Below are 10,031 nucleotides of genomic sequence, written 5' to 3'. Positions count from 1 at the left end.
TGACGCGTTCGACGAGACCATTCAGACGGTCGTTTCGGAACTCGGGGAAACGGTTGCTGCCGCGATCAGCGCGACCGAGCGCAAGCAGGCGCTGCTCACGACGTCGATGACGCGAATCGAGTACGAGGTCAGCGACCCGTCGTTCGTGCTTACGCAACTGGCTACGGCGGCTGACTGTACGCTGACGTACGACGGCGGCGTCCAGCAGACTGCTACCGAGAACTATGTGTTCGTCACCGTGGATGACGCACCACTCGATACCGTCGTCGACGCAACCGATGGGCTCACGGTTGTCGAGGATGTCCAGCGGATTCGTGGCGGCGATTCTGGCGGTGTCTTACGACTCCAGCTGTCGGATCCATTCCTTGCGACGGAGTTGGCTGATCACGGGGCCGTCCTTCGGAGTGCGACGGCAACGACGGCAGGTACAACGCTGGTCGTCGATCTGCCGGCGAGCATCGAAGTTCGGCATGTGACCCAGTTCTTGGCTGATCGGTTCGGTGATCTCGAATTGGTGTCGAAGCAGACCCGTGAACAGGCATCCGAACACGGGTTCTACGCGTCCGTCCTCGACCGGCTGACGGACAGACAGCTAGAAGTCCTCGAGACGGCGTACTATAGTGGCTTCTTCGAATCACCGCGGAAGGCTAACGGTGAGGCTGTTGCGAACTCGCTAGATATTTCGCCGCAAGCGTTCTACCAGCACATTAGAACCTCACAGCGAAAATTGTTCGCGGCACTCGTCGATGACCACACACCGATAGCCACACAACACGCCGACTGACGACCCTACCATATCTGGAGATCTGCCAAGCATCTATCTGACCAGCGAGTACTCCAACCGTATCGACAGCGCCCAAACGGTTGTATAGTAAACGTCGTCCCCCGAGTCAAGGTTCGGTGTTAAACTACTGAATACTTCCTTATATTCTCATTATAGGTAGGTAGAGCACCCCGCCTAACGGTGCTGGGTCTCACAATCAATGAGAGATACCGATCAAGCCCCAGACGAGGAATCGCCATACGAGTGTTTCGAATGTGGAAACATCATCCTTGCAGAGGACAACCCTGGCTCGTGCCCTGACTGTGGCGGCGAGATGCGGAATCGACATACACCGATCGAATAACGATGGCTTCGACAACAACGACACCTGACGAGCCGCAAGAAGAACCGACCGAGGAAGAGTCCGCTCTGGAGACCGCGCGCCGCCAGCTCCAGCACGCTGCCGACCACCTCGATATCAACCCGAACGTCGTTGAGCGCCTGAAACACCCCAAGAAGGTCCACGAGGTCACCGTCCCCATCGAGCGCGAGAGCGGCGACGTCGAGGTCTATACGGGGTACCGGGCGCAACACGACAGCGTCCGCGGCCCGCATAAGGGCGGGCTCCGCTACCACCCGGGGGTCACACGCGAGGAGTGTGTGGGCCTCAGCATGTGGATGACCTGGAAGTGCGCCGTGATGGACATCCCGTTCGGCGGCGCAAAAGGCGGTATCGCGGTGAATCCCAAGGAACTGACAGACGACGAAAAAGAGCAGTTGACACGGCGGTTCACTGACGAGATCCGATCTGCCATCGGTCCGACGAAAGATATCCCCGCGCCCGACATGGGGACAGATCCGCAGACGATGGCGTGGCTGATGGACGCCTACTCGATGCAGGAAGGCGAAAATATCCCCGGTGTTGTCACCGGAAAGCCCCCGATCGTCGGTGGGAGCGAAGGCCGGGAGGAAGCACCCGGTCGAAGCGTCGCGATTATCGCCCGTGAGGCTATCGAGTACTACGACCGGGATGCCGAGGAGACTACTGTCGCCGTACAGGGGTACGGTAGTGTCGCCGCGAACGCGGCGCACCTGCTTGACGACTGGGGTGCGACAGTTGTCGCTGTCAGTGATGTCAACGGTGGAATCTACGATCCGGAGGGCTTCGACACGCACGCAATCCCGTCTCACGACGAGGAACCTGAGGCGGTCACCCGTCAGGACGCACCAGAGGCCATTACGAACGAGGAACTGCTGGAACTCGATGTGGATGTCCTCATTCCGGCTGCGATCGGGGATGTCCTGACAGTAGACAACGCCGACGATATTGCAGCAGATATGATTGTCGAGGGGGCGAACGGGCCGACGACGACTGCAGCCAGCGAGATCTTTGCTGAGCGAGAGATTCCAGTAATCCCGGACATTTTGGCGAACGCTGGCGGTGTGACGGTGAGCTACTTCGAGTGGCTCCAAGACATCAATCGGCGGTCGTGGTCGCTGGAGCGTGTCAACGACGAACTCGAAACAGAGATGCTGGCCGCGTGGCAGGACGTCCGCGAGGAATTCGAAGAACGGGACGTGACATGGCGTGACGCGGCGTACATCGTTGCACTCTCCCGAGTTGCCGAAGCTCACGAGACGCGTGGGCTCTGGCCGTAGCACCCCGTCTCCGGATACGGCCACCTCGTCGGTGATTCCGTACCACTGGTTCTCGACGCACGTCCCGTCCGGAAGGGTGACACTCGCTTAGAGATCGTCGAGGACCTCCTCGACTCAGCAATGGAGCTCGTCGATGTTGACCGCGTGTTCATGGACCGGGAGTTCGACAGCCAGCAGATTCTCGAAGCGATAGCCGACCGGGGCGTCACATATGTCGTACCAAAGCGGATGCACACCAGCGAGAAAGCTCAAGCCAAACGACTGCTTCAGCGTGACCAAGACCACTACGTCACCGACCGCAAACTCCATCTGGGGAACAACGAGTGGCACGAGACGACGCTCCAGTACCGTCGAAAGAAGAACTCAGACCGGACGGATTACGGGCAGTACGCCGTGTTCATGACCAACGGTGACCCCAGCGCAATCACAGAATATGGGAAACGCTGGGACATTGAGCGCGGCTACAAGTCGATCAAGCGGTTCATGGCAGCGACAACGTCGAAAGATTTCGTACTGCGATTCTTCTATTTCGCGTTTGCGTGTCTCCTGTATTCGATCTGGCGGGGGATCGATATGCTGTTTCAGTGTGAGAAAGGTGGTGTGTACGACCGTGAACCCGTTGTAACGGCGCAGAACACGTTGACACTGCTCCGGCAGGAGACAGGAATCGGGTAGCGACCATCTAAGACTCAGAGGGTGCCCCATCTCGTGAGCGGCAGCGCTCTCGTGATACTCGGTCAGTTCTCGTAATGGTTCGATAACCGATACGAAACCGCTCTCGGAGGCATCGCTCAACCGAGGTTTGCGCACCGATTCAGCCGAAATCACGCATTTCACACCCGCTAAACCCGCTGTAGTCTCAACTTCCCACGAGGAAAATTTTATATAGCGATATACAATATACTTCGGCTACCGACCGGTGTAAAAGCACTCTCTCACCGGAATTCGGCCGATCTACACTCAACATCAAACAAATCACGAGGTATAATTTACTTTGTCTTAGCTGAGTAAGACAGAGTAAACTCTTAGTCACCCCACCCGTGACCGCAACCATGGCAGATTCAGAACTATGGCCGACGCTCTCTGACACAGTCGCTCCAGCCGGATTGCCGCGTCTACAGTGGTGATCGGAAAATACAACCCCTACACTTCGGAGGCCCAATGACGGGTCGTTGCTCCGTCTAGACGCCGATCGAGGACACGTTCACGAAGTACCTCACGGACAAGGGGAAGGGTGACGCCGGCGCTGGCAGCCACAAGTTCGTGCGCGGCGTCTCTAACACGCTTGTCGACGACGGAGAGGCCATCATCATAACTGATGTAGCCTACGTCCTCGAGACGGTTCACGACCTGTCTTACCGTCTTGTACGGCGTGTGGAGGCGTCGGGCGACACGACGGATCGAGTCACCGCTTTCGATAGGCAGGATGAGCTACGCTGTCGTGTCATCGAGAATCTCGTACATCTGGTAGTCACCAATAATTTAGTAACTATTAAAATTCTTACTCGATTGGCCATGAAGCCACGATCTCTCCACTTGTCTCAAAGGTAGCTCTAATTCCTATCGAAGCCACTTGGAACGAGTATAACGAACGAAACGATCAAAAAGAACAAAATGAGATAAACGAATGAGTTGAACGCATTTTGAGAAACGAAGTGGTTGCGGATGAGCTGGCTTCACTGTACTGGATAAAGAGAACAAAAGAAACGAATAAAACGAATAGAACGAACGAGTTGATAATAACGAGTATATTTGCTTCAACGACTGAAACGAACAGTTGGTTTTAACATCGTAGTAATCCTTTCACCGGGTGAAACACCCTCACCGAACGCACCGAACTAAACGATCAAAACGAATTCAACGAGAGAAACGAACACAATGCCAGACACCAATACCGCACGAATCACGGTGGCGAATCAGAAGGGAGGCGCGGGGAAGACAACTGACGTCATTCATACTGGCGGCGCACTCGCCGCCCGAGGCCACGAGGTTCTCTTGGTCGATATCGATTATCACGGAGGGCTCACCTGCTCGCTCGGCTACAACGACCTCTACTACGACACCGACCGTACAACGCTGTTCGACGTCCTCGACTTCGACCAGATGGAGTCGGTGAACGACATCATCGTCGAGCACGAGGAGTTCGATATCCTCCCCGCGAGCGAGAAGCTCGCGAACAACAAGAACATCCAGACGCTGCTTGAGGCGCCGAAGAGTCGGGAGCGGCTGGAGATGACTCTCGACGAACTCGACAAGGACTACGACTACATCATCGTCGACACGCCGCCATCCCTGAATGTTCTCACCGACAACGCCCTCGTCGCGACCGGTAACGTCGTCATCCCCGTCATTCCCGAGAAGCTCAACGCCAACAGCCTCCAGATTTTCGCCAAGCAGCTGAGCTCTCTCGAACAGGCGTACGGAGACATCAATCGGCTCGCGATTGTCTGTAACCGTGTCGAGCAGAACTCCGAACACCGTGACACCATCGAGGAGATCAAGTCGGCGTACTCGCTCCCTGTCTTCGAGATCCCAAAGCGGACCGACCTCTCCCAGTCGATTGGCGAAGGCGTGTCTGTCTTTGGCTTCGGAAAGGAGAACCAGCGCGTCGAGGATGCACGCAATTTGTTCAACGAGATCGCCGACCTGTTCGACGAGACGTTTGAGAAGACCGCACCTGAGGAGGTGGAAGCATGAGCGACGGCTGGGGTGATGCTTCGGGCATCGAGGGCAACTACGAAGAGGAGGACGATGAGGTCGATTCCGGCGAAACAAGTGAAGTGAGTGAAACGGTGGAAACCAGTTCATCGACTGAGACGAACGATTCGAATTCAACGAGTGAAACGAACGAAACAAGCAAAACGAAGACGAACATCAAGGACGAGTGGAACGGTCGGACGATCTACATTCCCGATGGTGTCCTCAACGAGATGGAGGATACGTATCTCGAGTCCCAGCTAAAACTCCGAAAGGCTGGCCAGGACGAGTTCAAGAAGAACCGCCACTTCTACCCGCTCCTCGTCCAGTTCGGTGTCGAGGCGCTCTCTGAGGCGGATGCCGAGGAAATCCAGGCTCGGCTGTCGGAACTCGGCGAGGAGTAACTCTACACAGAACGAGGCCCGAGATTTTGTATAGCGGTATACGATATACAGATTCTCATAGCGCGGAATTCCTGCGCTGAGAGGCTCCAGATGCTCGAATTCGCGAAGTGGGCCGAAAACACAATCTGGTCCTGATTATGCCCGTAATCACGACCACTTTGAAGTACCCCGCCGCCGTCGGTGAAGCACGAATGCTGCAACCGCCTCACGACGGCGCTTCCCCCGGGGTAGAGCCATCGAGACCGGGTCCACAGGAAGGTGGAGGGCCGGTAGATGCCTGATCGAGCGCTTTCGACGCCGCTCAACGACAGCTTCGAGCGCTACCTTCAGGACAAAGGGAAAGGCCGTGGTGGCGACGGCGGGAACTATCGACGCAACGCAGCTCGCGAACTCGAGCGATTCGTCGAGTGGACTGCCGGCGATCGCGGCGCAGACGACTGGACCGGGATCGTCCCCGACGACGTCGACCGGGAGCCAACCTTCGACGATCTCGACGAACGCGTGTTCCGGGAGTACGCCCGACATCTCGGTGGAGATCGGGGACTCAAGCAGAACACGGTACAAACCTACTACCGCTATATCTCTGCATGGTGTGGCTGGTGCGTCAACGAGGGATATCTCGAAGCGCATTACGCGCAGCGGGCGAGCGCGATGGCGCCGCTGCCGGAGGATGACGGTCGCAAGCCCGGCGACCAGCAGGCCTGGACGTCCGAACAGCGCCACGCCCTCACCCGGCACGTCGACGAACAGGCCCGCGACGCCGTCGAGGCGTACACGACACTCCCGGAGGATACTGACCCCCTCGACAAGCAGCGAGGACGCTACGTGGCGCTGAAGGCGGCTCGTGACCGGGCGCTGGTGTTCGTCCTCGCCTACACTGCCGTCCGTGTCGGAGAACTCCTCCGAGATCCGAACGACCCACGCCGGCGCGGCGTCCGCTGGGAGGACCTCTCCCTTGACGACGGGAGTATGGACGTCTACCGGAAGAAACAGCAGTGGGACGCCGCCAGTCTCCCCGATCCGGTGATCTCTCCGCTTCGGAGCTACCGCCAGCTGATGGACCCACCCACAGAGCGCTGGCCGGTGTTTCCGACGTTCGACCAACGGACACTCGCAGAGCTCGTTCAGGAAGAGCTAGCCGAACGAGGGGAACGCCCAGAAGCAATCGGTGAACGTCGTGCGGAGTACGTTCGCGACTTACTACTGGCGCTTGATGAGGATATTCGGCCGCCGTCGATCACGACGGACGGCGCACGGTCGATTCTCCAACGGCTCTCAGAGGCTGCAGAGATCGACATCGACCATCCAAAACACGATTATCTTGCTCCGCACGGTGGTCGACGTGGAATGGGGGAGGTACTGGTCAGAGCGTTCGGGTATACAGTCGCGGCCCGGTATCTCGATAACTCCGAAGAGATGGTCCGAGAGCGCTACTCACATATTGAGGCCGGGGAATTGGGCGATGTCGCTACGGAAGCTCTGGAAGATATCGACCAACTCGAAAGGTAGTCCTATACAGAGCGGTGAGACAGCCATTGAGAAACCTTGTCTGAAGCGGAGGGCGAGGACAACGCTAACGACGCTCCCGCAATTTCGTTCTAGTCAGAGATGCCAGCGACGGATTTGGAAATCGCTCTAGAGAAGGTAGATGCCGGTACGTTCGAGAAGCTTGCTGCGGATATCCTGAGCGAGCGTGGATACGACGTTTCGCCTACCGAAGGGGTGGGGGCAGATGGCGGACGCGATGCAGACCTCCGACGAGGTACCGACACTGGAGTTGCCCACTTCACTATCAGGAACGACTGGAAACAGAAGCTCCGAAAGGACGCACAGAAGACGGTTAACCGTGAGCTCGACCGTGATTTCGTTGTATTTGTAGTAAATCAACTTCCGGAACCACCGCGTGTCGTTGACGAGGTTCGCGACCGACTTCAGGATGAGTTCGGCTTTCCCGTAACAATCCTCACACGGGCTGACCTACGTACACAGCTTACGACCCGAAATCCGTACCTCGCTGAAGAACATCTCGGTATCGATGCTGCAAAGCCCACGACCGATCCCGTTGAGGAAATGGAGGCGCTAAAGGATGAACGCCTCTCAATGATCGAGTCGCGGTCGAACTCTCTCCCGAATACACTTCCAAGCGGTCCATGTGCAGTTCTCCATTTGTTCCCGGTTGGAATGTTCAGCACAGATTACGGAGTTCCTCCATCTGAGCTACCGTCACCTCCGCTATTCGGGGGCGGACGAAGCCATCTAGCCGGGAGACCAGTTGGTGATGGAGTTGTCTCCATCAATAGTCGAATACAAGAAGAACACCCAGAGTACGTGTTTCTGGCTGAAGACGGCTACATCGAGGCTGTCACCACTCTTACGTTCGAACAGACTACTGTAGATGCCTTCTCACCGACCGATCCGAATCACGTTGATCCAGAGGTTGGGAAGTATCTGATACAGATAGTACCAGGGTCACTTGATGTACTAGATGTACTGGGGGCACAGCCGCCAGTATACGCGTTCGTCACGCTTCTCGGGGTGGAAGACTACCAGTTCCCCACGTCATATGCTGGGGTTTCGCTGGGCGCATCACTCCGACCGTTCAGCGACCAAGAAGAACCGAAACACAGCATCCTCGAGACGATGGATGATGATGGAACTGGACTACGTCCGAGCTTGGATCGGCTATGGCAACGTGCCGGCCGACAGAAAGGGTCCCCACACTTCTCGAACGATACCTGACGATCGTATACATTCAACGTTGCCAGTTTAATGTAAGTCCTCCCGAATAGTATCCAGCAGCTCTATGGCTTCACTGCTATCTATCTCTAAAACCCCTTCTCGGATTAACGGCCACTCTGTACCTTGTTGCTCGATCTCGGCTTCGAGTTCATCGATGCTTTCCCCCCAATACGTGGTACCGAGGGAAACGACATCGTCACCATTACCTTGAGCATACCAGAGAAGATCTAGGATCACTTCGAATCGCTTGAATTCCCGTTCAAACATGGTTTCTGACGTGAAGAACTCCAGTGCTGGGTCACAGAGCGTTTCTTTCATCGAAGACCGCAAGGACTCTTCTGCGCCTTCTCGATCAAAACCACGTCCCCATTCACGGGTTAGATAGCGAGGATGGAGTTCCTCAACGAGATTCTTCTCCATAGGTTGTCGCCCCCTCGGATGAAAGACTTCGATAGGCTGTGTCAACAAGTAGGAGATCAACGACCAATTTTCGGCCGCGATGCTGGTGAGCCCGACACCATACAGCCCGAGAGTGGCAGGATATCGGCGGAGATCCCTCAGGCGCTTATTCGATTTACCATCTGGGTTCTGACTCGGAGCAAGTGTAGAAAGAGCATTTGAGATTGCTTTCTCCCCCGAATTGGCTGTTTCATTACCCCAATACGCACAGGTCATCAGTACCGTGATTATCGTCGGCATCAAGTCCCCATACTCTCGAAACCGATCATCTGCGGTGAAATCATCCGCTAATTCTTCGCCGTAGAGAGGCAACCGGTGTTCATCGAAAATGTCCTCCCGAGTCTGCCGTGCTATTTGACGAATAAGATCGGAAAGGTCGATTTTGTGTTCTTCTCGGGTGAGGTATCGTTTGACACGTTCACGGGCGATTGGGGTCGTCAATGGTTCGCCGTCTTCGGCGTCCTCGAGTGCTCGCACCCGATCTCGGAGGTCGGTGAACAGCGAGGTTGCGCCGTTATGATGGATTGTAAAAGCATTGCGGGCGGCCACGAGTTCTTGAGCGGTTTCTCCGAGGTCACTATAGTACGTCCAGTATGTCGAATACCGATGTGTTTCGCATTCTTGGAGGGATTTCCGGAGGCGTGTATCGTAGTCCCCGGACCACCCACAGATAATCAACCCGTATTCGTGGAAAACGCGGTCAATGATCTGTTGCATCGGGTCAGAATATGACTCAAGCTCCGAGCTGAGGTTCTTGACGTTTGTCTCCTTGTAGTCCCCATTTACTTTGACAACGACCGCATCTTGGTGTTGTAGCGGTTCCGCACCTCGGGCTGATTCAGGACCCGAAATCACGACAGGATTAACGCCTTGGTCACGGAGGGCCTTCTCGATGAGCTGATCAAAATTAGTCGTGAGAATGACGTCAACGTACCCATTGTCGACGAGCCACGCGGTACTCTCGTGTGCGTCAGTGGGCTGCTTTTCACCGCGTTCAGATTCTTTATCCGACGGCTCGAAGAATTCCTCGAGCAGTTTCCTACGTTCGGTCTGCGTTCTCGCGAGTCCCTCGATGAGGTTCTCGTACGTTGCAGGCTCATCGTAGGTTTCCTCATACCACTCGGTGGGATCAGCACCTTCTTCGATCGATGTATCCTCAGCTGTGGCAACCCGTTTCACGAGTTCATTGACGACCGCCCACCCTGTCGGGATCTCTGCCTCCGTGGAGACACCAGACCCAAGGAGAAGCGCATAGCGGCCTGGATTGTTACGGACAGAGAACGTCATCGACATTCGTTCATCTACCATAT

8 protein-coding genes and 2 pseudogenes are annotated in these 10,031 nt (G+C 56.1%); 8 read left to right on the top strand and 2 right to left on the bottom strand.

All coding sequences use genetic code 11. From position 1 onward, the window contains the following. From BN903_RS06305 to BN903_RS06295, 4 genes and pseudogenes are all read left to right on the top strand, one after another. On the top strand, positions 1 to 784 hold a 784-nt coding region (locus tag BN903_RS06305), incomplete at its 5' end, for a bacterio-opsin activator domain-containing protein (RefSeq protein ID WP_048076919.1). Positions 785 to 983: 199 nt separating this feature from the next. Beyond that, entirely contained in the window at positions 984 to 1,127 is a 144-nt protein-coding gene (locus BN903_RS16540; RefSeq protein ID WP_154018059.1) for a rubrerythrin-like domain-containing protein, read from the top strand. 2 nt (positions 1,128 to 1,129) lie between these two features. Continuing rightward, positions 1,130 to 2,422 (top strand): glutamate dehydrogenase GdhB, encoded by a 1,293-nt coding sequence (gdhB, locus tag BN903_RS06300; protein WP_048076918.1) that lies wholly within the window; start codon positions 1,130 to 1,132, stop codon positions 2,420 to 2,422. 24 nt (positions 2,423 to 2,446) lie between these two features. Then, positions 2,447 to 3,097: pseudogene (locus BN903_RS06295) on the top strand (transposase); the annotation flags it as partial. A 540-nt stretch (positions 3,098 to 3,637) separates the two neighbouring features. Here BN903_RS06295 and BN903_RS18575 read toward each other — a convergent pair. Further along, a pseudogene (locus BN903_RS18575) lies at positions 3,638 to 3,850 on the bottom strand (RNA polymerase subunit sigma-70); the annotation flags it as partial. Between the two features lie 450 nt (positions 3,851 to 4,300). On the opposite strand from BN903_RS18575, the gene BN903_RS06290 reads away from it, so the two are divergent. The 4 genes from BN903_RS06290 (at position 4,301) to BN903_RS16535 (ending at position 8,262) form a co-directional block, all read left to right on the top strand. Then, entirely contained in the window at positions 4,301 to 5,119 is an 819-nt protein-coding gene (locus tag BN903_RS06290) for a ParA family protein (protein ID WP_048076917.1), read from the top strand. After that, positions 5,116 to 5,523 carry a hypothetical protein gene (locus BN903_RS06285; protein WP_048076916.1) on the top strand — a complete coding sequence of 136 codons (408 nt, stop codon included), beginning with the start codon at positions 5,116 to 5,118 and terminating at the stop codon, positions 5,521 to 5,523. Before BN903_RS06290 ends, BN903_RS06285 begins: the two co-directional genes overlap by 4 nt. Before the next feature lie 273 nt (positions 5,524 to 5,796). Beyond that, a complete protein-coding gene (locus tag BN903_RS06280) occupies positions 5,797 to 7,032 on the top strand; it encodes a phage integrase SAM-like domain-containing protein (protein WP_048076915.1) in 1,236 nt (411 codons plus the stop codon). A 99-nt stretch (positions 7,033 to 7,131) separates the two neighbouring features. Then, positions 7,132 to 8,262, top strand: coding sequence for a hypothetical protein (locus tag BN903_RS16535; protein ID WP_154018058.1), 1,131 nt, complete (start codon positions 7,132 to 7,134; stop codon positions 8,260 to 8,262). A 27-nt stretch (positions 8,263 to 8,289) separates the two neighbouring features. Here BN903_RS16535 and BN903_RS06270 read toward each other — a convergent pair whose 3' ends face one another. Continuing rightward, positions 8,290 to 10,029, bottom strand: coding sequence for an SIR2 family protein (locus BN903_RS06270; RefSeq protein ID WP_048076913.1), 1,740 nt, complete (start codon positions 10,027 to 10,029; stop codon positions 8,290 to 8,292). Between the last annotated feature and the right edge of the window lie 2 nt (positions 10,030 to 10,031).

This window comes from Halorubrum sp. AJ67 (assembly GCF_000513435.1).
The sequence above is the reverse complement of the archived record's forward strand: the minus strand, read 5'-3'. Positions and strand labels throughout refer to the sequence as shown.

Bases quoted from the DNA above. Each gene is read 5' to 3' on its own strand.
- gdhB (WP_048076918.1), top strand. From the start codon at position 1,130: ATGGCTTCGACAACAACGACACCTGACGAGCCGCAAGAAGAACCGACC.
- BN903_RS06290 (WP_048076917.1), top strand. From the start codon at position 4,301: ATGCCAGACACCAATACCGCACGAATCACGGTGGCGAATCAGAAGGGA.
- BN903_RS16540 (WP_154018059.1), top strand. From the start codon at position 984: ATGAGAGATACCGATCAAGCCCCAGACGAGGAATCGCCATACGAGTGT.
- BN903_RS06280 (WP_048076915.1), top strand. From the start codon at position 5,797: ATGCCTGATCGAGCGCTTTCGACGCCGCTCAACGACAGCTTCGAGCGC.
- BN903_RS06270 (WP_048076913.1), bottom strand. From the start codon at position 10,029: ATGGTAGATGAACGAATGTCGATGACGTTCTCTGTCCGTAACAATCCA.
- BN903_RS16535 (WP_154018058.1), top strand. From the start codon at position 7,132: ATGCCAGCGACGGATTTGGAAATCGCTCTAGAGAAGGTAGATGCCGGT.
- BN903_RS06285 (WP_048076916.1), top strand. From the start codon at position 5,116: ATGAGCGACGGCTGGGGTGATGCTTCGGGCATCGAGGGCAACTACGAA.